Source organism: Pseudomonas putida (assembly GCF_002906855.1).
Classification (GTDB): Bacteria; Pseudomonadota; Gammaproteobacteria; order Pseudomonadales; family Pseudomonadaceae; genus Aquipseudomonas; species Aquipseudomonas putida_N.
Genome location: NZ_MINI01000028.1, coordinates 477626 through 498021 on the forward strand (window position 1 = coordinate 477626; position 20396 = coordinate 498021).

Below are 20396 nucleotides of genomic sequence, written 5' to 3' on the forward strand. Positions count from 1 at the left end.
AGGCAGGGGGTACACGCAAGGCCGGTGCATGGTGAGCAGTGAATCGGCGACCGTCAATTCGCTGGAGGGGGCTATTGTTCGATAACCGAACAATTGCGAACCCCGCTCACGCGCTGGCCAGCGCCTTGCCGGCCAGATAGCCGAAGGTCATGCCCGGCCCCAGGGTGATACCACCGCTAGGATAATGTCCGGCCATCACGCTGTGCATGTCGTTGCCGACCGCGAACAGGCCGGGTATCGGTTGCTGCGCGTGATCGAGCACGCGAGCCGAGGCATCCGTGTACAGGCCGGCGAAGGTGCCGAGGCTACCAGGCAGCAGCTTCACCGCATGAAAAGGACCGTGCAGCAAGGGGCGCAACGAGGGGTTCGGCCTCTGCAGCGGTTCTCCCTGGGCCCTGTTGTAAGCCGAGGCGCCGCGCTGGAAGGCCGGGTCTGCGCCCAGTGCGGCATGGCGATTGAAGTCGGCCACGGTGTGTTGCAGTTGCGTGGCATCGATCCCGCAGCGCTGCGCCAGTTCTGCCAGGGATTGGCCGCTGAACAGGTAGCCGCGGCGCTGATAGAAGCCGGTCGGGAACGGGAACGGCTTGGCCCAGCCGATGCCGTAGCGCCGTTGCGCGGCATGGTCGCAGATCAGCCACGCCTCGTGCGGTTCGCCCTGCGGCGTGGCGGCGAACAGCGCATTCATGAAGTCGTGGTAGCAGTCGGATTCGTTGACGAAGCGGCGGCCATCACGGCGCACGGCGATGAAGCCGGGCTTGGCGCGGTCGATCAGGTGCGGAAAGTGGCCAACGCTGCCGTCACGGCGCGGCACCCGCGAGACCGGCGCCCAGGCGCCGGCATGGGCAAGCGCGGGGCCAAGCCGGGCGCCGACCTGTTCACCCAGGCGCAGGCCGTCACCGGTGTTCTGCGGTGGCGCGGCCGAGTGATGCTGAGTACCATCGGGCGCATGGGGCATCAGCCGGGCAATGCGCTGGGGATCGTGGGCAAAGCCACCACACGCCAGCACCACGCCACGGCGTGCACGGACCACCTGGCCATCGGCGAACTGGGCGCCGTCGATGCGCCCATTACCGAGCAAGCGAGTGGCCGGCTTGTCGGTGAGCACGGTCACGCCAAGGTCCAGGGCGCTGCGCAACAGGCGGGCGACCAGGGCGTTGCCGTTGACCAGATGCAGACCGCGCCGATGCAGCAGCAGGTCACGGCCATGGCGCAGCAGGCGCTTGCCAACGTGCAGGGCAGCGTTCGGCGAGTGGCGGGCGTTGAAGAAGGCGGCCATGTCCGCGCCACCGGCGATGCCCATGCCCGCCAGGCTGACGATGTCCAGTGGGGGGCGGAGCGTGTGCAGCCATGGGCCAAGCAACCGACCGTCGAACGGCAGCGCGCACAGCGAGCGCCCGCCACGTGCGCTGCCGTCGCCTTCACGCATGTCGGGCATCTTGCTGCCGGACTGGAACTGCACGGCGGTGTGCTGCTGGAAGAACGCCACCATCTCCGGGCCATGGCGCAGGAAGGCTTGCTGGCGAGGGTCCAGTTCGGCGACCTGGGTCTGGGCGCGCAGGTAGCGTTCCGCTGCGTCGTCGGTTTCGACATTGCCTTCGGCGACGGCCAGCGGGTTGCGCGGAATCCACAGCCAGCCCCCCGACCAGGCACTGGTGCCGCCAAGCTGGGCGGCCTTTTCCGCGACGATCACCTGCAGGCCGTGATGCGCGGCGGTAACGGCGGCCGCCAGGCCAGAGGCACCGGAGCCGATGACAAGTACGTCACACGCGAGGGGTTGCATGAATAGATCCTTATGCAGTCAGGCACGGTCATTGTGGGAGCGGCGCTAGTCAGAGGTGAGGGTTATCGCAGCGGCGAAAAAACCGTGGGCCGCAGCAGCCGCGAGTGCAGCTGCAGCACCGCGCCCAGCTCCCGATTGCGCCGCGAGAACTCTGCCCAGCGTGGGTCGGCGGCCATCGCGGCACGGCGTGCCATGCGTTCGTCGAGGCTGGCGTAGGCCCACATATGCACCACCTGGTTGACCTCGCCGAATTCGGTGGTGAAGAAGCCCACCAGGTTGCCCAGGTGCTCGCTCTGCACTTCCAGCGCATGGCTCTGGTACAGGGCCAGCCAGTCGGCCATCTTCAGCGGGTCGACTGTGTAGGTTCTCAGTTCGTAGTACATGCAGGTTTCTCCTGGTGGGTTGCGGGCGCCTGCAGGCGCTCGGCGATATGGCCGGCTGCGATCCAGCCGAAGGTGAGGGCGGGGCCGAGGGTGATCCCGGGGCCGGGGTAGGTGCCGTTCATCATTGAGTTCATGTCGTTGCCCACGGCATACAGCCCGGCAATCGGCGCGCCGCTATGGTTCAGCACATTGGCATTGGTGTCGGTTACCAGGCCGCGCGCCGAGCCGAGATCACCGGTATGGATTCGGATGGCGTAGTACGGCGCCTTGGTCAGTGGCGCCAGACAAGGGTTGGGCTGGTGCTGAGGGTCGCCCATGTAGCGGTTGTAGCTGTTGCCGCCTTTGCCGAATTCACGGTCGATGCCGTTGCGGGCATCGGCATTGAAGTGCTCCAGCGTCTGCTGCAGGGCTTGCGAATCGACATCGATGGCCGCAGCCAGGGTTGGCACACTGTCGGCTCGCATCAGGTAACCGGCTGCAATCAGTGCCGAATTGTCCACCGGCTTAGGCCGCGCCAGGCCCAGGCCATAACGGTTCATCGCCTCGGCGTCGCAGATCAGCCAGCAATGGCCGAGGCCGTTGGCGAACATGGTCTGTACGAAGTGGTGGTAGGAATTGGATTCGTTGACGAAGCGCCGCCCGGCCGGGTCGACCGCGATCACGCCAGGCTTGGCGCGGTCGGTGACCAGGTGCGCAAAGCGCTCGCGCTCGCCATTGGCATGGCGCAGCTCGGACACCGGCGCCCAGAAGAAATTGGCCGCCAGGCCCTCGCCCTGGGCAGCCGCCACCGCCTCGCCAAGGCGCAGGGCGGCGCCGTCGTTGGTGGGCGGCGACATGCTCAGGTGTGGCGCCTCGGCATCCGGGCGATAGCGGGCGGCCAGCTGCCCGGCAGCAAAACCGCCCATGGCGCAGACAACACCACCGCGAGCGTGCACCCGAAGCCGTCGGCCTTCGCGCATCACCACCACGCCGGTCACCCTGCCGCGTTCGACGATCAGTTCCTCGGCCTCGCTGCACAGCCACAGTTCTGTGCCGTGGGCGAAGGCACTGCTGGCGAGGCGCGCGATCAAGGCGTTGCCGGTGGTCAGCCGAGTCCCTCGTGGGTGGCGCAGGCGGTCCCGCGCATACCGCGCCATCAGCTTCAGGCAGTGCCACAGTGAGGCGGGTGAGCGGCGCAGGTTGAGGAAGTGCTGGATGTCCACGCGGTTGACCATCATGCCGCCGAACAGCAGCATGCCCGGCGGCGGCATCTTCAGGTCGCTGAAGCGCGAACCGAGGTGGCGACCGTCGTACTCGACCATCTCCAGGGCGCGGCCGAATTCGGTGGCACCCGGTTCGTCGGGGTAATAGTCCGGCGAGTGCGGGCGCAGGCCGTAGCGCAGTTCGGTGTTGTGCTCCAGCCAGCGCAGGGCCTGGTGACCCCGTTCGATGAAGGTATCCACCAGTGCCGGGTTGTAACCTGCGCCGATGATCGTCTTCAGGTAGGTGCGCATGGCCTCGGGGGAGTCCTTGGCACCGGCAGCCTGGGCCTGATCACTGCCGTAGATCCACGCCGCGCCGCCAGAAATCGCCGAAGTACCGCCAAAGCGCTCGGCCTTTTCCACCACCAGCACCTTCAGCCCGCGGCGGGCTGCTGTGGCGGCGGTGGCGAAGCCCCCAGCACCGCTGCCGAGGACCACCAGGTCGAACACCGCTTGTTCGCTAGTGCTCATGGCTTCAGATCTCCAGCGGGGTGACGCCCATGAAGGCACCGAGGAGGCCCAGCTGGGCGAAGGCCATCTGCGCGCCGGTCTGGACCGGACAGCCGCGTTCCCGCGCCTTGTGCAGCAGCGGGGTGATTTCCGGTGAGGTGACCACGTCAGCTACCAGCGTGGCCGCCTTCAGGGTTTCCAGCAGTGCCTCCGGCAGCGGCAGTTCGCCGCTGTTGCCCATGCCGACAGGGGAGGCATTGACGACCAGGTCGAAGCCCTCCAGCGAGCCGTAGCGCGTGGCGATTTCCAGTTCCGGGAAGGCAGTGCCGAGCACTTCACCCAGCGCCCCGACGCGTTCGGCGCTGGGGTCGCCGAGGGTAATGCTGGCAATGCCCGCTTCGCCCAGTGCATAGGCAATCGCACTGCCGACCCCGCCGCAGCCCACCACCAGCGCACGCTTGCCGCAAGCCTCGAAGCCATGTTGGCGAGCGGCGCCGAGGAAGCCCGCGCCATCGACGTTGTCGCCCAGCAGGCGGCCGTCGCGCTCGCGGCGGATCACGTTGACCGAGCCCAGTGCCTTGGCGCGTTCGCTGAGTCCGTCCAGTTGTGTGGCCAGGACCTGCTTGTAGGGCACCGTAACCACGCAGCCGCGCAGGTTGCGCCAACCACGCAAGTGGTCGACGAAGGCGCCCAGCGCCGTTTCCTGCAGGTCGATGGGAACCATCGCCAGGTCGCGGGCGTTGTTGGCGAACCAGGTGTTGAAGTTTTCCGGCGACTTCACCTGGGCGATAGGCGAACCGACGATGGCGACCAGTTCTGTCGAACCTCGGATCATGCTGACCTCCGTTATGGCTGTTGTTGTGGAAGCCAGCTTGGTGCGGCGCAGTGTCATCGACAATGCGCTTATTGGGCATTCAATGCGATAATCGCAGCTATCAAGCGGTAATCGCATTAGATGCCACTTTCCAAGAGTCGATTTCATGCCCCAGCCCGAGATCCACCCCCGCGACCTGATCGCCGGCCTGCAAAAAGGCCTGGCGCTGATGCAACTGTTCAGTGCCGAGCAACCACGCCTGAGCGTGCCCCAGGCGGCCAGGCTGTCCGGTCTGACCCCCAGTGCCGCACGGCGCTTTCTGCTGACGCTGGTGCACGAAGGCTTTGCCGAGACCGACAACCGCCATTACTGGCTGACGCCCAAGGCCCTGCGCATCGGCCAGGCCTATGTCGATTCGGCGCAGTTGCCGCGCATGCTGCGGCCGATCGTCGAGCAGGTGGCACGGCAGACCCAGGAGCATGTGTCGGTGGGCAGCCGTGATGGCGACGAGATCATTCACCTGGTGCGCAGCCGCTACAGCCACATTGCGTCGTTGTCGATCCGCCCTGGGTCGCGGATGCCGATGTATTGCACGGCAAGCGGCCGGGTCTGGCTGGCGTGGCTGGAGGAGGGGCAGCGGGAGGAGTACTTCGCGCACAACGCGCTGAGTGCGCTGACGCCCTATACCCAGACCGACAGGGCGCAGTTAATGGCAGAGTTGCAGCGGGTGAGGGCGCAGGGCTACAGCATCGTCGATCAGGAATACGAAATCGGCATGCGCGTGTTGGGTGTGCCGCTGCTAAACCGCAGCGGCCAGTTGAAGGCGACCTTGACCATCACCACCCATGCTTCGCGGTTGAGCATCGATGAGATGCGCCTGCGCTATCTGGCGACACTGTATGAGGCGCAGGCGCTACTCAAGCCAGTGCTGGATTGACGCTGAGCTGCGGCCGTTCCGGTCAGGCCGAGCGCTCGAAACGATAAGGGCTGCGGTCGATCAGCCAGGGCCAGGTCCTTGAAGAAATACTTGCCCAGGCTGATCTGCAGGAAGTCGCGCTGGGCGCGCTGCTGCGACAAGTAGCGGCTGCCTATTCTTTGCGGGTAGTTGCACCCGGCATCGTTCGCTGGGCATCATCAACGTCTCTCAACCATGCAAGGAATGCCGACATGCCTGCCTATGTTGTTGCGCAGAACGAATTGCTTGTAGGGGACGGCCTTGTTGTTGAAGCGCCGGCCGGGGAAGGGCCGTACGCCGTGGTGTTCGAGGACGACGAGGAAACCGGCTATTTCTACGCCCTGGATTCCTCCGGCGGCGGCAACCCGATCCAGAATGCGCTGCACATCTACGACGTGGAGAGCATCGCCGACCGCGACAAGCCCTCGACGGTCAAGATTGCCTGGTCCGAGGACCACCGCAAGGCGCTGCTGCTGATCAACGACTACCCCCATGCGGTCTTCGACTTTGAAGCCAAACAGGGGCATTGCCGTACCGGGTTCCCGTTGCCGATGGACAATGGCTGGTCGCACGCGGGCCATGAGTGGGATGACAGCACACTGCGGCATTTTGCCTGAGATGTTCGATCTTGGCGGAATATCAGGGCATATCGCGAGCGCTGGGAGACGATGTCCAGCAGCTGCGCCAGGCGCTGGCTGAGCTTGATCTCGCGCGGTAGTGGGTGGGCCGCCGATACGGGGTCACGAGCAGAGTGACACATGTGAAGCCAGGGGCCGTTGTGCGGCCCCTTTTTTGCCCATCACTTGGTGATGGGAGCAGTCACGCTTTGCCTGTTGCCGACTCCACGGTGATTGCTGCCGGCGTGATCGGACCACTGCCGGTGGTGGAGCCTGGCGAGGGTCAGATCAAGCCTTCGGCCTGCAGGGTTTTCTGCACGGCCGGGCGGCTGGCGACGCGTTTCTGGAACGCCACCACCGTTGGCCAGGGTGAAAGGTCAATGCCCAGCATTGGCGCCCAGTTCACGATGGTAAACAGGTAGGCATCGGCCACGCTGAAGTGCTTGCCGGTCAGGAAGTCGTTGCCTTGCAACGCCTTGTCCACGAAGCCCAGGCGTTTGCCCAAGGTCTCGATGGTCTTGCTCTTGGCTTCTGCGCTGATGCTTGGGTTGAACAAGGCGGCGAGGGTCTTGTGCACCTCGGTGCCAATGAAATTCAGCCATTCCTGTACCCGCGCGCGTTCCAGCGAGCCTGCAGGGGGCAGCAAATTGGCCTGGGGTTTCTGGTCGGCAAGGTATTGGATGATGGCCGGGCCCTCGGTGAGGACTTCGCCGTTATCCAGTTGCAGGGCGGGAACATAGCCCTTGCCATTGATCGTGTAGAAATCCGTACCGCTGGCCGTCTTGTGCTGTTTGAGGTCGACTTTTTCGACGGTGTAGGGCAGGTCCAGTTCGTTGAGGACGATGTGCGGCGAGAGCGAACAGGCACCTGGCGAGTAAAAGAGCTTCATTTTCTTCTCCCATTCGAGTGGGTCAGTCGTGCGAAGGCTGGCGAGGTGAGGCACTGTGCAGCGCACTGGTTATGACACCAAAGCAGGATTTCACGCAAGTCTCTGGCTGTGGGTCAAAGCCTGAATTTACCCACCAGCACTTGCAGGTCCGCGCCCGTGGCAAGTGATGCAGCGGGGTCGCAGCACAGGCTGCGACCCATCGCCAACGATCACCTCCCGTCAGCCAGTCTGTGCTGCCAGGCTGTTGCTGACATTACGCCCCAGCACCAGCACCGTGACAAAGCCGCAGCCCACCAGCGCCGTGGCCAGGCTCAACAGCACCGAGCTGCCCAGCTGGTCGACGATACGCCCACCGAAGAACGAACCCAGGGCGATGATCACCTGGAACATGGCCACGAACAGCGGCATGCCGCGCTCGACATCCTTGGGTGCCACGACGAACATCCAGATGCTGGAGCAGGCCGGGAACGCGCCGAAGGCGAAGCCCCACAGTGCGATCAGCATCGCCGCGCCGGTCAGGCCGGTGGCGAAGTAGGGGAACAGCGCAGTGCTGACGCCGATCATCACCGCTACCAGCATCAGCGTGTGGCGTACGCTCTGGTTGGCGGCGTAGCCGGCGAACAGGTTGCCGATCACCCCGGCCACGCCATAGAGCAGCAACAGCGAGCCGATGGTGGGCCCGTCGAAGCCGGAACTTTGCTTGAAGAACGGCGCGACGTAGGTATACGCGGCAAAGTGCGCCAGGCCAATCAGCAGCACGGCGATCAAGCCAACCCGAGCTTGCGGGTTGATGAACAGCGCCGGCAGGTCACTGACGCGAATGGCCTTGTCCGGGTTGAGTCGCGGCAACAAGAGCAGCTGCGCCAGCAGTACCGGCACGCCGACCAGCGCGGTGGCCAGGAAGGTCATGCGCCAGCCCATCAGGCCGCTCAGCCAGGTACCCACGGGCACGCCCAGCACGGTGGCCAGGGTGACGCCGGCCATGATGATCGAGGTGGCCCGGGCCACGCTCACGCCCTTGGGCGCCAAACGGCCGCTGAGGGCAATGGCAGTGGCCCAGAAGCCGCCGATGCTGATGCCCAGCAGGACACGACCGAACAGCAGCAGGCTGAAGTCGCTGGCATAGGCCACCACCGCGTTGGCGATGATCATGATCAGTGTCAGGCCGATCAGCAGGTAGCGCCGGTCCATGGCGCCAATGCCCACCGACGCGGCGCGGCCAGGGCCGCCATGATACCGGGCAGGGTCACCATCAGTCCGGCATGGCCGGCGCTGATGCCCAGGTCGCTGGCCACATCGTTGAGCACGCCCACCGGGAGAAACTCGCTGGTGACCAGGGCGAAGGCACCCACGGCGACCGAGAGAATCGCCAGCCACTGCTGCCTGACGCTCTGTTGATCATGTTCGGGACGGCCGTGAGAAGCCTGACTGACGCTTGGCATGTTCCTGATTCCAAGGTGAGGTCGCCTGTTGCAGGCGAAGGGGGAGGGAAAATTGAAGGCGATTATAAAGGCCGGTTTCGCCAACCTGGCAGGCGAGCCGCTCGATAGTCATCATCAGCGCTATCGATAGGAAGCGCCGGCCAGAGGGCTGCGCCGGCTTGTATCACAGCGTATCCAGGGGTGATACAGATACGCTTTGAGTTGATTGGCCAGGGATCGTGACACAAGCCAGGTACTTTCCAGTCTTTTAATGGGCTCCATCGAAGCGAGGCAGTAACGCCTCGGTTCAAACACCCCATTGAAGCCCGGAGAGCCCCACCATGAACCGCAAAGCCGTCTACGCCGCCTGCCTGTTCGCCGCACTCAACGTCTGCACCCTGGCCGCCCGCGCCGAAGCTGCCGACAATGTCCGCACCTACACCTATGGCACCCAGCTGGACATCAACAAAGTGTTGTCAACCAGCCAGGACGCTGCGCCGACTTGCGGGGTGGTCAATGCCAAGCTTACCTACCTCGACTCCCACGACCAGACCCAGGTGCTGAACTACCGCACCTTCGGCGACCACTGCATCGGTGAGAACTGAAGCGGGCACTGCCCTGGCCCCGACAGAGGAGTCCTGCCATGAACTGGTAAGCACGACAGCCCGATTGCATGCCCGGCAGGCGCGAAACGGTCTTTACTGTTGAAGCGGAAACCACCGCGCCTGGCGCTCCCAGCCACATTTTCCATGAGAGAAGCAAGATGCTCCTACATCGATCGACCTGGGTTGAAACGGAACGATTCCTCCAGCGCAGCCGGACCATCGTCATTCCCATCGGCTCCAACGAGCAGCACGGGCCGACAGGGCTGCTCGGCACCGACTGGATGTGCCCGGAAATCATCGCCTTCGAAGCGCAGAAGAAGGCGGATATCCTGGTCGCGCCAACCTTCAACATCGGCATGGCCCAGCACCATCTTGGCTTCCCTGGCACCCTCTCGCTCAGGCCATCGACTTTCATCGCCGCGATCACTGACTGGGTTCGCTCACTGGCGGTGCATGGCTTCGAGAAAATCCTCTTCCTGAATGGCCACGGCGGTAACGTGGCCTCGATCGAGGCAGCCTTTTCCGAGATCTATGCCGAAGCCAGCTTTGCCCGCCGCCCGGCAGGGTTTGCCTTGAAACTGATTAACTGGTGGGACCTGGAAGGGGTCGAGGCTCTGGCCAAGAAGCAGTTCCCGACCGGCCACGGCATCCATGCCACACCTTCGGAGATAGCCGTGACCCAGTGGGCCTATCCGGACTGCATCAAAACCGCCGACTATGCGCCGCAGATCGCCAACTGGGGCCCCATCCGCGAGGCCGTGGATTTCCGTGCGCGCCATCCGGACGGGCGGATGGGCTCGGACCCGGCCCAGGCTTCGCCGGAGAAAGGCGGGCAGCTGGTCATGCTGGCGGCGCAGGGGTTGGTGAAAGCCGTGGAAGGGTTCGGCAGCGAAAGCCGGCCGGGATGATGCACCTCAACTCAAAGGCTTGCGTGGCGGTGGCTGCTCCACCGCTAGCAGGCCGATGGGAATCTACGTGTAACCTGTGGCAGCATTTGCCACGTGATGCTTGAGTATGGATGCGAAGAAAACCAACAAATCCGGCTACACCTACCAGGCGGTCTACCGCTATCTGCTCGACTTGATCGAAGCGGCACCCTCGGATATCGAGCAGCGCTTGCCATCTTTGCGCCAACTGGCCCAGCGATTGAACGTTTCAGTCTCCAGCACCCAGTATGCCTATTCACTGCTTGAGGACGAGGGGCGGGTGCATGCACGCCCCAAACTCGGCTATTTCACCCGGGGCAGCAGCACGCCCTTGCGCGTCGAGCGCTCGCCGAGCCTGCTGGACACTGTGTTCGCCAGTGCTCGTCAGCCCGGCATGCTGGCCCTTGCCAGCGATGCCCCGGCCATATTGCTGTCGCTGGAAAAACCGCTGTTGATGATCGAGCGCGAACTCACGCGTCAGTACCCGCGTTCCCATGCGCCGCTCTACCAACCCTTCGGCGAGATGGCTTTACGCAGCGCGCTGGCGGAACTCTATACCCGCTCGGCACACCGTTGCTGGCAGGCCGAGCATGTGTTCGTCGGCTCTGATCTGCGCAGTATCCTCGAACTGTCACTGCGTGCCCTGGATCTCGAAGGCAAGGTGGCATTGGTCGAATCGCCATGCAACTGGGCGGTGCTCAGGCAACTGCTGGCCGCACGCATGACCATCATCGAAGTGCCGTTGGCTGAGGATGGGCGCTTCGACCTGCAGCAGCTGCGCCAGGTACTGAACAGCGAACCGGTGCGCCTGGCGGTGTTGTCGTCGGCGACCAGCGTGCCGCAAGGCGGCCTGATGCCGGCCGCAGACAAGCAGCAGATCTGCCGCTGGCTGGCCGAGTATGATGTGTGGCTGTTCGAAAACGATGGCTACGGCGAGTTCTGCTTCCAGGCCGAGGCGCCACGCTACCGCGATTTCGCCGACCCGGACCGGTTGCTGGTGTTCTCCACCTTCGACAAGGTGATCGGTTCGGAGGCACCCTACGGCTACTTGCTCTGCCGACGTCATACCGAACAGTTGCAGCAGCTGTTTCTGGAGCGTGCTTTCCGCTTGTCGCCGATCCGCCAGAAGTCCATCGCCAAACTGTTCACTTCGCGTCGGTTCGAGCAGCATGTGCAGCGGCTGCGTGCCCTGTTGCGTGAGCGCATGATGCACATGAAGGCCTTGCTGGAAACCTATGGCCAAGGTTGCCTGCATATCCATGAGCCGCAGGGCGGGGCGAGTTTCTGGCTGGAAGCGACCCGCTCGGTGGACATGCGCCGGGTCTTCGAGCGGCTGTTGGCGCAGCGTATCGTAATCGCGCCTGGGGAGGTCTTCAGCCAACGTGGCCTTTGGCGCAGTCACTTGCGCCTGTGCTACACGCTGGACTGGAGCAAAGACATTCCCCAGGCGCTGCAATGCCTGGTCAGGGCGATCCAGGACGAGGCCATTCAGGACAAGGCTCAGACGCCATAGCAGTGGCGCATTTCAGGGAAGGTCCCGTCGCGCACTTCGTCACCGAAGCGGGTACACGCCTCGCGGATCACCTGGGCCACGTCGGCATAAGGCTTTACGAAGCGGGGTACATGATCGCCACCCAACCCTAGCAGGTCCTCGGTGACCAGTACCTGGCCATCGCAAGCCGGTGATGCACCGATGCCGATGGTAGGCTTGTCGGTGGCGTCGGTAATCGCCCTGGCAACCGGTTCCGCGACCCCCTCCAGCAGCAGGCTGAAGGCTCCGGCCTGCAGGTTGGCCTGGGCATCGGCGCGCAATGCCGCGCCGCTGTCAGGGCATAGCCCCTGGGCCTTGTAGCCACCCATGACATTGACGAACTGGGGCATCAGGCCGATGTGTGCCATGACCGGTATGCCGCGCGCGACGAGAAATTCCACGGTACTGGCCAAGGCCTGATTGGCCTCCAGCTTGACGGCGTCACAGCCGGTGCTGGCGAGTACCTGGGCGCAATTGCGAAAAGCCTGTTCATGGGATTCCTGGTAGCTGCCGAACGGCATGTCGGCAATTACGCAGGCCAGCCGCGTGCTGTCGACCACCGCCCGGGTGTGGGCGATGGTTTCGTCCAGGCGCATGCCAAGGGTGGAGGGGCGGCCGTAGCCGACCATTGCGGTGGAGTCACCGACCAGGATGAAATCGACCAAGGGGTCGATCACCTTGGCGATCGCGCTGGAGTATGCCGTCAGCGAAACGATCTTTTGCCGGCCTTTCATGGCGACCAGCTGTGGGACCGTCAGTCGTCTCTTGCGGATAGGCGTGCTCATCAGTGTCTCGTCTCGACAGGTGGCCAAAGGTGTCCTGATTATCGAGCCGTGTAATGCAAACTCAATGTACAGATTTCACCTGAAAACCGGCACAGACGTTTTTCCACGATGCGTGCTGCCGGCTTACTCCAGTGCCTCGGCCACCCCCTGATCCTCACCCAGGAACCCACCGCTCTGGTGCTGCCACAGCCGCGCATAGGTACCGTTCTTCGCCAGTAACTCACTGTGAGTACCTTGCTCGATGATGCGCCCTTCATCCATGACGATCAGCCGGTCCATGGCAGCGATGGTGGACAGCCGGTGGGCGATGGCGATCACGGTCTTGCCCTGCATCATCTCGTCGAGGCTTTCCTGGATGGCGACCTCGACTTCCGAGTCCAGGGCACTGGTGGCCTCGTCCAGCAGCAGGATCGGGGCGTTCTTGAGCATTACCCGGGCGATGGCGATGCGTTGCCGCTGGCCGCCGGAGAGCTTGATGCCGCGCTCGCCGACCAGGGTGTCGTAACCGCTGTGGCCGTCACGGTCGCTGAGCTGGCGAATGAAACCATCGGCCTGGGCGTTGGCAGCGGCGCGCTGGATTTGTGCATCGCTCGCTTCAGGGCGGCCGTAGGCGATGTTGTCGCGGATCGAGCGGTGCAGCAGCGAGGTGTCCTGGGTGACCATGCCGATGGCGCTGCGCAGGCTGTCCTGGGTGACACGGGCAATGTTCTGCCCGTCGATGCGGATCTCGCCGCTGTCCACGTCGTAGAAGCGCAGCAGCAGGTTGATCAAGGTCGACTTGCCTGCGCCGGAACGGCCCACCAGGCCGACCTTTTCGCCTGCACGGATGTTCAGGCTCAGGCCGTCGAGCACCTGGCGCTCGCCGTTGTAGTTGAAGCGCACGTTGTCGAAGGTCACCGCGCCGCCGCGGGTTTCCAGCACGCCGGCATTCGGCACGTCCTGCACCTTGGGCCCGCGGGTGAGGGTGGCCATGCCGTCCTGTACGGTGCCGATGTTCTCGAACAGCGAGGTCATCTGCCACATGATCCAGTGCGACATGCCGTTGATGCGCAGGGCCATGGCCGTGATCGCCGCCACCGCACCGGTACCGACCTGGCCCTGGTGCCACAGCCACAAGGCGTAGCCGCCAGCGCCGAAAATCAGCCCGACCACCAGCGCCTGGTTGACGACCTCGAACTGGCTGACCAGGCGCATCTGGCGGAACCCGGTCTGCTTGAAGTCCTCCATGGCCGCCCGGGCGAAGTGCGCCTCGCGCTTGGAGTGGGAAAACAGCTTCACGGTGGTGATGTTGGTGTAGGCATCGGACACCCGGCCGGTCATCGACGAGCGCGCATGGGCCTGTTCCTGGCCGACCTTGCCCAGGCGCGGCACGAAATACAGCATGGCCAGGCCGAACAGCAGCAGCCAGGCAATGAACGGCAGCATCAGCTTGGCGGCAAAGCCACCGGCCAGGGCGATGATAGCGATGAAGTACACACCGATGCCCGGGACGATCTCGATCATCGTGAATAGCACCTCGCGCACAGCCAGCGCGGTCTGCATCACCTTGGTGGTGACCCGGCCGGAGAACTCGTCGGAGAAGAACGACAGGCTCTGGCGTAACATCAGCCGGTGAAAGTCCCAGCGCAGGCGCAGCGGCAGGTTGATCGCCAGCACCTGGTGCTGCATCAGCGTGCGCAGAGCCACCAGCACGATGCTGGCGATCAGCAGCAGGCCGACGCCCCACAGCACACGGCTTTCTTCCGGGCTCACGCCACCGCCGGCCTGCCAGTTGGAGAGCAGGTCCACTACTTGGCCGAGGAAGGAGAACAACCAGGCCTCGTAGATCGATACGCCGGCACTGAACAGCGCCAGCGCCAGGATATACCCGCGTGCGCCGCGGGTGCAGGCCCACAGGAAACGCAGCAGGCCGACCGGGGGCGGCGGTACCTCGTCGGGCGGGAAGGGGTCGAGCCAGCGTTCAAAGGTACGGAACATGAGGGTCTCCGGGGGTTACTCGGTAGCAATAACCATACAGCACTGGGGCCACCAAGTGCCTGTCGAGCGTTTTGCAGCGCCTATGAGATCGAGCGCCGCCCGCGCGGCGCTTCGCGGGGCAAGCCCGCTCCTACATTTGTTTCGGGCCAGTAAAACCTGTGCCATGGGCGCGCGTACCCTTTGGTGCATGGCTCGATATCGCGTCGTACAAACAAGGGACCGCGCGCTAATGCCTCAGGAATAATTGGCCCGAAAAAAATGTAGGAGCGGGCTTGCCCCGCGAAGCGCCGCGCGGGCGGCGCTCGATCTCATAGGCGCTGAACCTCCCGAGGCGAACACCCCCAAAAACCCCATGCCCCTGATTTTTTACGCTCTTTTTACGACTGAACCGTCGCCCTGCAAGGATACTCACCGCGCGATGCTCAGGGATGGCATGCATATCCAACCGCCAGTCCAGAGAAGCCCTTTCGTGAGCCAGTCCGCCGTCGCAGCAAACTCATCTCAACCCAGCAAGTCCAGCGCCATCGGCATGCTCGTCGCCGCAGTCGGCGTGGTCTATGGCGACATCGGCACCAGCCCGCTGTACACCCTCAAGGAAGTCTTCGCCGGGCACTACGGCGTGCAGGCCAACAGCGCCGGTGTGCTCGGTGTGCTGTCGCTGGTGTTCTGGTCGTTACTGTGGGTGGTGTCGCTCAAGTACGTGCTGTTCATCCTGCGAGCCGACAACCAGGGCGAGGGCGGCATCATGGCCCTGACGGCATTGGCACACCGAGCCGCAGCGCCCTACAAGCGCTTGAGCAAGGTACTGGTGCTGCTGGGGCTGTTCGGCGCCGCGCTGTTCTACGGCGACAGCATGATCACCCCGGCGGTGTCCGTGCTGTCGGCCGTGGAGGGACTGCAACTGGCCTTCGACGGCATCGAGCACTGGGTCGTGCCGCTGGCGGTACTGCTGCTGGTGGCGCTGTTCCTGATCCAGAAGCACGGCACCGCACGCATCGGCATTCTGTTCGGGCCGATCATGGTGCTGTGGTTCGTCGTGCTCGGCGCGTTGGGCATCCACGGCATCGTGCAGCGCCCGGAGGTGCTGCAGGCGCTCAACCCGGCCTGGGCGGTGAAGTTCTTTTTGCTGCACCCGGGCATGGGCGTGGCCATTCTCGGCGCGGTGGTGCTAGCGCTGACCGGCGCCGAGGCGCTGTATGCCGACATGGGGCACTTCGGCCGCAAGCCCATCGCTCGGGCCTGGTTCCTGCTGGTGCTGCCGGGGTTGGTGCTGAACTACTTCGGCCAAGGCGCGCTGATCCTCGGCAACCCGCAGGCGGTGCGCAACCCGTTCTACCTGCTGGCGCCCGATTGGGCCCTGCTTCCGATGGTCGGGCTGGCCACCCTGGCCACGATCATTGCCTCCCAGGCGGTGATTTCCGGTGCCTTCTCCCTGACCCGCCAGGCTATCCAGCTGGGCTATGTGCCGCGTATGTTCATCCAGCACACCTCCAGCGAGGAGCAGGGGCAGGTCTATATCGGCATGGTGAACTGGGCGCTGATGGTCGGGGTAGTGCTGCTGGTGGTCGGCTTCGAGTCGTCCGGGGCATTGGCGGCGGCCTATGGCGTGGCTGTGACCGGCACCATGCTGATCACCACGCTGCTGGCGTCGGCGGTGGTGTTGTTGCTGTGGAAGGCACCACGCTGGCTGGCGGTGCCGATGTTGCTGGCCTTCCTGCTGGTGGACAGCCTGTATTTCGCCGCCAATGCGCCGAAGATCTTCCAGGGCGGTGCATTCCCGGTGATCGCCGGGGTGGCGCTATTCGTGCTGATGACCACCTGGAAGCGCGGTCGCACGATCATCGTCGAGCGGCTGGACGAGAGTTCGTTGCCGCTGGAACTGTTCATCGCCAGCCTGCAGGCCCAGCCGCCGCACCGGGTGAGTGGCACCGCTGTGTTCCTCTCCGCGCGGCCAGAGGCGGTGCCCCATGCGCTGCTGCACAACCTGTTGCACAATCAGGTGCTGCATGAGCAAGTTGTGTTGCTGACCGTGGTGTTCGAAGACGAGCCGCGAGTCAGCGTCGCCAGGCGCTGCGAGGTCGAGGCCTTTGGTGATGGTTTCTTCCGTGTCTGCCTGCACTTTGGCTTCATTGAGGAACCCGACGTGCCCTTGGCGCTGAGCCGCTGCCAGCGGGCAGGCCTGGACTTCGGCCCCATGCGCACCACCTATTTCCTCAGCCGTGAAACGGTCATTGCCGGCAAGCAGCAGGGCATGGCGCGCTGGCGTGAGCACCTGTTCGCGTTCCTGCTGAAGAATGCCAACAGCACCCTCAGGTACTTCAAGCTGCCGTTGAACAGAGTGATCGAGCTCGGGACCCAAGTGGAGATGTGAGGCCCCTGCTGTGCCACCGGGAGCGAAAATCCAGTATGAGTTGCCTTGATGCTTTCACATAATGCAACTAATACTAAAGAGCTGCCAAGAAGAGGGATGGTCATGCAGACGCGCTTCGTTGTGGTTCCCGCTCTACCTCAGGAAAAGGAGTGCCTGCCCAGGCTCGCAGGCTTCCCCAAAGCACTGGGCAACGGCTATGACCTCTATGACACGATCGACAAGCTCAGGCTGGTGCTGAACTTTTCAACACGGGCTGAAGCGGATTACGCCTGTGCCTGCCGTAATGGCCTTTTAGGGGAGCGGGAGGACAGCGCTTCAGGGGGGCGTTCTGGATGGTGCGCCGCAGAAACCTGATGCACCGGGGCAACTGACGACGCCCCGGTGCCAACCGTTGACTCAACGATCCTTGTCTTTGTGCTGGGTGCCGCCCATGCGGCCGGTGTCAGTTTGGGTCTGCTTGCCGCCGGCCTGGCCACCTTGGTGCCCGGTATCCCTGGACTTTTCCCAATCCTTGTCCATCTTGTCGTCAGGTTTCTGCCCGGACTGCTGGCCCCCTTTCTGCGTACCTGCCATGCCACCCTGGCCGCCTTTCTGGCCAGCATCGCCGGAATGGGACTGGTGGCTGCCACCTTGGTTTCTATCTTTGTCTTGATTGTTAGCCATGATCGGTTACCTCAAGTCAGACACAGAACGTTCTGTGTTCACGTGTGACTGGCGAAGGTTGCACCGCTCTGCAAAAACTTTCGGTTATTCGGACGAGGCGCTTTAACCAACCCCGGCCCAACCATTAGCGGGCGAAAGCCTGTCGATCAGTGCTTCATGAGAGGCAGGCGTAAACCACAAGCTCCACCAGCATCTCCTCGCGGGCCAGGCCCGCGACCACCACCGCCGCGCGGTTGGGGTAGGGGGGCTGGAAGTAGTCGCCGTACAGCTGGTTGACCGTGGCCAGGTAGCTGCGGTCGGTGACGTAGATCAGCACCTGGGTCACGGCATCCAGCGAACTGCCGGCGGCCTCCAGGGTGTGGCGCAGGTTGTCCAGGGTCTGGCGGGTTTGCGCCTCGATGCCGCCCGCGACCACCTGGCCCTGGGCATCGATAGGGATCTGCGCGGTATAGAGCGTGCCGTTGCCGACGACGGCCCACTCCAGCGGTGCCTTGGAGGCGTATAGGTCGGTCTTGATTGCCTGTTTCATTGAATTCGGTCCTGAGTGTGCAGCGTCAGTCGGCATCGCTGCCGCCGCCTGCGCCATGGCGGCGCGAGGCTTCGGTGCTTTCGACGAGGATGTGATCGGCCAGTTGCTTGAGCCGCTGCCAGGTGCCTTCATTGACGATGAAGCCCTGGTTCGCGGTGTGCGGTGTGGCGCCCGCGATCGGGAGGGGGCCGGCAGGCCGGGTGAACAGCACGGTGACGCCTTGCTCGAACGCCTCGACGGCAGCGGGCTGGGCATCACTGCGCAGCACAGGGCGTAGCTCGCCTGCGGTAAAGTCGGCCAGGTGGCGCTGGCGAGCGTCTTCCCAGCGGGCCTGCACGTGCAGCCCGCGCCCGGCCACCTTGCTCAGGTAGCCCAGCAGTAGCAGGCGGTTATGGCAATGATGGATCTGCAGCAGCGCCTGGCCACGGCGCATCGCCTTGTCCTGCATCAGCGCCACTGCCGTCGCCGCGCAGCGCAGCACGCTCTGGCCGTGGGCGTCGATTACCAGCAAGGTGCTGTCCTCGAAGCTCAGGGTGAAAGGCTGGCTGGCTTCGCCTTGCAGAGGGTCCAGCGCCTGTGCCAGTGCGCCAATGCCGTCCAGCCCTTGCAAGTGCAGCCAGCCCACCAGCTCGGCCGCGTCCTCGCAGTCGCCAGGGGCAAAGCCCATGCCTTCGAAGGCTTTGCGGCACATCACCTGGATTTCGTTGAGCGATACACGCATGGTCACAATGCTCCCTGCGGCATGACCGCGAAGTTCCAGTCGTCGTCAAACGGCTGGGCTATGTCGTTGAGCCCGATATCGCTTACCAGCGGCGCGCCCTGGAACAGGGTGATGCGTACCCAGCGGCTCGACTTGGGGTCGAACTTGCCCGCACCGAAGAACGCCAGCTTGCAGCGCAGCAGGTGGATCGGCAGCATGTCGCGGTCCAGCAGGTTGGCGCGGATTTCCCCGTAGGTACTCTGCGCCATGCCTTGCAGGCGGCGCACCGTGCCCTTGAGCGTAGGCGCAGCGATGAGCAAATGCGCGGTCAGGGCCTGCGGATGAGCCTGCAGGTGCTCAAGCACGGCGGCGTGGCAGCGCTGGATGTTGCGGGCGATGCCCAGTTGCATTTCCTTTTCCGCGCCCGGTTCCTCGGCGCGCATGCCCAGGCGGGGTTCCTCTTTCTCGGCCGAGCGGTACCAGAAGAAATGCTCGGCTTCCACGCTAGTGAAGTCGTAGGCCAGGGCCCACGCAAACTGCTGCTCGATTAGCCCGCGCAACTGCCGCAGGGGCATCTGCGCGTCCAGTTGCCAGCCTTCGTCGGCACCCATCTGCTCGGCCAGCGGCGTGACCTGCTCGGGGTACAACTCCAGCAGCAGGCTCACCAGCAGCTCCTGGCAGCCCAGCCCGGCGTGCGCTTCGCTCCAGGCCAGCAGCCGAGGCCAGAGATCATCGCCGGCAGGCTGGTCAGCGAGCCAGTCGGCCAGCGCCGCAAGCTCGGCCAGAGTTTGTCGGTTCTGTTGGCCCTGGAGCAGGTCTTCGGTCTGGGTCTGGCTGAGGTGCAGGCGGGCCCGCGTCAGCAAGCCTTGCAGGCGCGCCAGTCGGGCGGGCTCGGCCGGTTGCGCCAAGGCCAGGGCCAGCGCGGTTTCGCGGGTGCTGAGCCAGCGTTCCAGCAATTGCGGGTGGTTGATCAGGAAGGGCGCCATGCCCAGCCCGGTGGCGTTGCCGACCCCCAGGTAGCGTTGCAGGGCCGGGGCCAGTGGCACGGCCCGCTGCGGATCGAGGGCACGGGCCATGTGTTCGATCTGCTCGATGCTGAAATGGCGCAGTAGGTAGACCGTGAACATCTGCGCGCTGAACGGCTGGTTGAAGTCCGGGTTGTCCTGCAGGCAGCCGAAGTCGGCGATGCCGAACTTGCCGTTGCCGTACACCGCAGTGGTGCGGTAGAGGTAGCCGACCTCGGCCAGTTGGTGCGGGTCGGGTTGCTGCCCTTCGGCCAGCGCCGCCAGGAAGCGGTCGAAGTTGCGCAGGCTGCGGTTGGCCCGGGACAGCACCAGCACCCGGGCATCGAAGCGGCCGGCCTCCTGCAGCGGCACGTTGCGCTGCAGGTCGGCCAGTTGCGCCGCGTCGACGTCGCCGGCGACCAGCACGAAGGCAACGTCCCACTGGTCGGCAATCACCCGGTCGCTGCGTTTTTCCGGCGGCAGGTAGGCTGAGAAGATCACGCAGTGGTAATGCCCATTCGGTGTGTCGATGCGGTAGATGGCGGTGCCGAAGCCTTGCGCATCGAGGTCGAAGCGGCTGCGCTGGATCTGCCAGCGCTGGTTCATCATCCGCCGCATGCTGCTGCGCACGAAGCTCAACGGGCTCTGGAAGTGACTGCCCAGCCGGGCCAGGTCCATGACCTGGGCGGCAGGGCGCAAGGCCAGTGATGCAGGTAGGCTGTTGGACATTGTTGTCATACCTGGATGGATCATGT

Annotated in this window: 18 protein-coding genes and 1 pseudogene; 7 read left to right on the forward strand and 12 right to left on the reverse strand. The window is 64.3% G+C overall.

All coding sequences use genetic code 11. From position 1 onward, the window contains the following. Positions 1 to 106: 106 nt before the first annotated feature. From BGP85_RS02550 to BGP85_RS02565, 4 genes are all read right to left on the reverse strand, one after another. On the reverse strand, positions 107 to 1780 hold the full coding sequence (locus BGP85_RS02550; RefSeq protein WP_103447829.1) for an FAD-dependent oxidoreductase: 1674 nt from the start codon (positions 1778 to 1780) through the stop codon (positions 107 to 109). A 62-nt stretch (positions 1781 to 1842) separates the two neighbouring features. Continuing rightward, positions 1843 to 2163, reverse strand: coding sequence for an NIPSNAP family protein (locus tag BGP85_RS02555; RefSeq protein WP_103447828.1), 321 nt, complete (start codon positions 2161 to 2163; stop codon positions 1843 to 1845). Next, positions 2148 to 3875, reverse strand: a complete 1728-nt coding sequence (locus BGP85_RS02560; RefSeq protein ID WP_103447827.1) for an FAD-dependent oxidoreductase — start codon at positions 3873 to 3875, stop codon at positions 2148 to 2150. The genes BGP85_RS02555 and BGP85_RS02560 overlap by 16 nt, the downstream gene beginning before the upstream one ends. Before the next feature lie 4 nt (positions 3876 to 3879). After that, complete coding sequence (locus BGP85_RS02565; protein ID WP_103447826.1) at positions 3880 to 4689, reverse strand: shikimate dehydrogenase family protein; 810 nt, start codon at positions 4687 to 4689, stop codon at positions 3880 to 3882. Positions 4690 to 4834: 145 nt separating this feature from the next. On the opposite strand from BGP85_RS02565, the gene BGP85_RS02570 reads away from it, so the two are divergent. Continuing rightward, a complete protein-coding gene (locus tag BGP85_RS02570; RefSeq protein WP_103447825.1) occupies positions 4835 to 5605 on the forward strand; it encodes an IclR family transcriptional regulator domain-containing protein in 771 nt (256 codons plus the stop codon). A 230-nt stretch (positions 5606 to 5835) separates the two neighbouring features. Next, complete coding sequence (locus BGP85_RS02580; RefSeq protein WP_103447823.1) at positions 5836 to 6240, forward strand: DUF2251 domain-containing protein; 405 nt, start codon at positions 5836 to 5838, stop codon at positions 6238 to 6240. A 283-nt stretch (positions 6241 to 6523) separates the two neighbouring features. Here the strand turns inward: BGP85_RS02580 and gstA are convergent, their stop codons facing one another. After that, positions 6524 to 7129: a glutathione transferase GstA gene (gstA, locus tag BGP85_RS02585; RefSeq protein ID WP_103447822.1), complete on the reverse strand. Its 606-nt coding sequence runs from the start codon at positions 7127 to 7129 to the stop codon at positions 6524 to 6526. 219 nt (positions 7130 to 7348) lie between these two features. After that, a pseudogene (locus BGP85_RS02590) lies at positions 7349 to 8571 on the reverse strand (MFS transporter). Between the two features lie 320 nt (positions 8572 to 8891). On the opposite strand from BGP85_RS02590, the gene BGP85_RS02595 reads away from it, so the two are divergent. From BGP85_RS02595 to BGP85_RS02605, 3 genes are all read left to right on the forward strand, one after another. Further along, positions 8892 to 9155: a DUF2790 domain-containing protein gene (locus BGP85_RS02595; RefSeq protein WP_103447821.1), complete on the forward strand. Its 264-nt coding sequence runs from the start codon at positions 8892 to 8894 to the stop codon at positions 9153 to 9155. Positions 9156 to 9313: 158 nt separating this feature from the next. Then, positions 9314 to 10063 (forward strand): creatininase family protein, encoded by a 750-nt coding sequence (locus BGP85_RS02600; RefSeq protein WP_103447820.1) that lies wholly within the window; start codon positions 9314 to 9316, stop codon positions 10061 to 10063. Between the two features lie 106 nt (positions 10064 to 10169). Next, positions 10170 to 11594 carry an aminotransferase-like domain-containing protein gene (locus tag BGP85_RS02605; RefSeq protein WP_103447819.1) on the forward strand — a complete coding sequence of 475 codons (1425 nt, stop codon included), beginning with the start codon at positions 10170 to 10172 and terminating at the stop codon, positions 11592 to 11594. On the opposite strand, the gene panB is transcribed toward BGP85_RS02605, so the two are convergent. Both panB and BGP85_RS02615 read right to left on the reverse strand, forming a co-directional pair. Continuing rightward, positions 11582 to 12397, reverse strand: a complete 816-nt coding sequence (gene panB, locus BGP85_RS02610; RefSeq protein WP_103447818.1) for a 3-methyl-2-oxobutanoate hydroxymethyltransferase — start codon at positions 12395 to 12397, stop codon at positions 11582 to 11584. The genes BGP85_RS02605 and panB overlap by 13 nt on opposite strands. 123 nt (positions 12398 to 12520) lie before the next feature. Then, entirely contained in the window at positions 12521 to 14374 is a 1854-nt protein-coding gene (locus tag BGP85_RS02615) for an ABC transporter ATP-binding protein (RefSeq protein ID WP_103447817.1), read from the reverse strand. Positions 14375 to 14903: 529 nt separating this feature from the next. Between BGP85_RS02615 and BGP85_RS02620 the strand changes: the two genes are divergently transcribed. Then, complete coding sequence (locus BGP85_RS02620; RefSeq protein WP_374755306.1) at positions 14904 to 16745, forward strand: potassium transporter Kup; 1842 nt, start codon at positions 14904 to 14906, stop codon at positions 16743 to 16745. Between the two features lie 96 nt (positions 16746 to 16841). Next, on the forward strand, positions 16842 to 17099 hold the full coding sequence (locus BGP85_RS02625; RefSeq protein ID WP_258035870.1) for a hypothetical protein: 258 nt from the start codon (positions 16842 to 16844) through the stop codon (positions 17097 to 17099). 42 nt (positions 17100 to 17141) lie between these two features. Here BGP85_RS02625 and BGP85_RS02630 read toward each other — a convergent pair whose 3' ends face one another. The 4 genes from BGP85_RS02630 to BGP85_RS02645 all read right to left on the reverse strand — a co-directional run bounded on the left by BGP85_RS02630 (position 17142) and on the right by BGP85_RS02645 (position 20370). Next, positions 17142 to 17408, reverse strand: coding sequence for a hypothetical protein (locus BGP85_RS02630; protein ID WP_103447816.1), 267 nt, complete (start codon positions 17406 to 17408; stop codon positions 17142 to 17144). Between the two features lie 154 nt (positions 17409 to 17562). Continuing rightward, on the reverse strand, positions 17563 to 17937 hold the full coding sequence (locus BGP85_RS02635; RefSeq protein ID WP_103447815.1) for a RidA family protein: 375 nt from the start codon (positions 17935 to 17937) through the stop codon (positions 17563 to 17565). 25 nt (positions 17938 to 17962) lie between these two features. After that, on the reverse strand, positions 17963 to 18658 hold the full coding sequence (locus tag BGP85_RS02640; protein WP_103447814.1) for a DUF3726 domain-containing protein: 696 nt from the start codon (positions 18656 to 18658) through the stop codon (positions 17963 to 17965). A 2-nt stretch (positions 18659 to 18660) separates the two neighbouring features. Then, positions 18661 to 20370 (reverse strand): hypothetical protein, encoded by a 1710-nt coding sequence (locus tag BGP85_RS02645; protein WP_103447813.1) that lies wholly within the window; start codon positions 20368 to 20370, stop codon positions 18661 to 18663. Positions 20371 to 20396 lie beyond the last annotated feature (26 nt).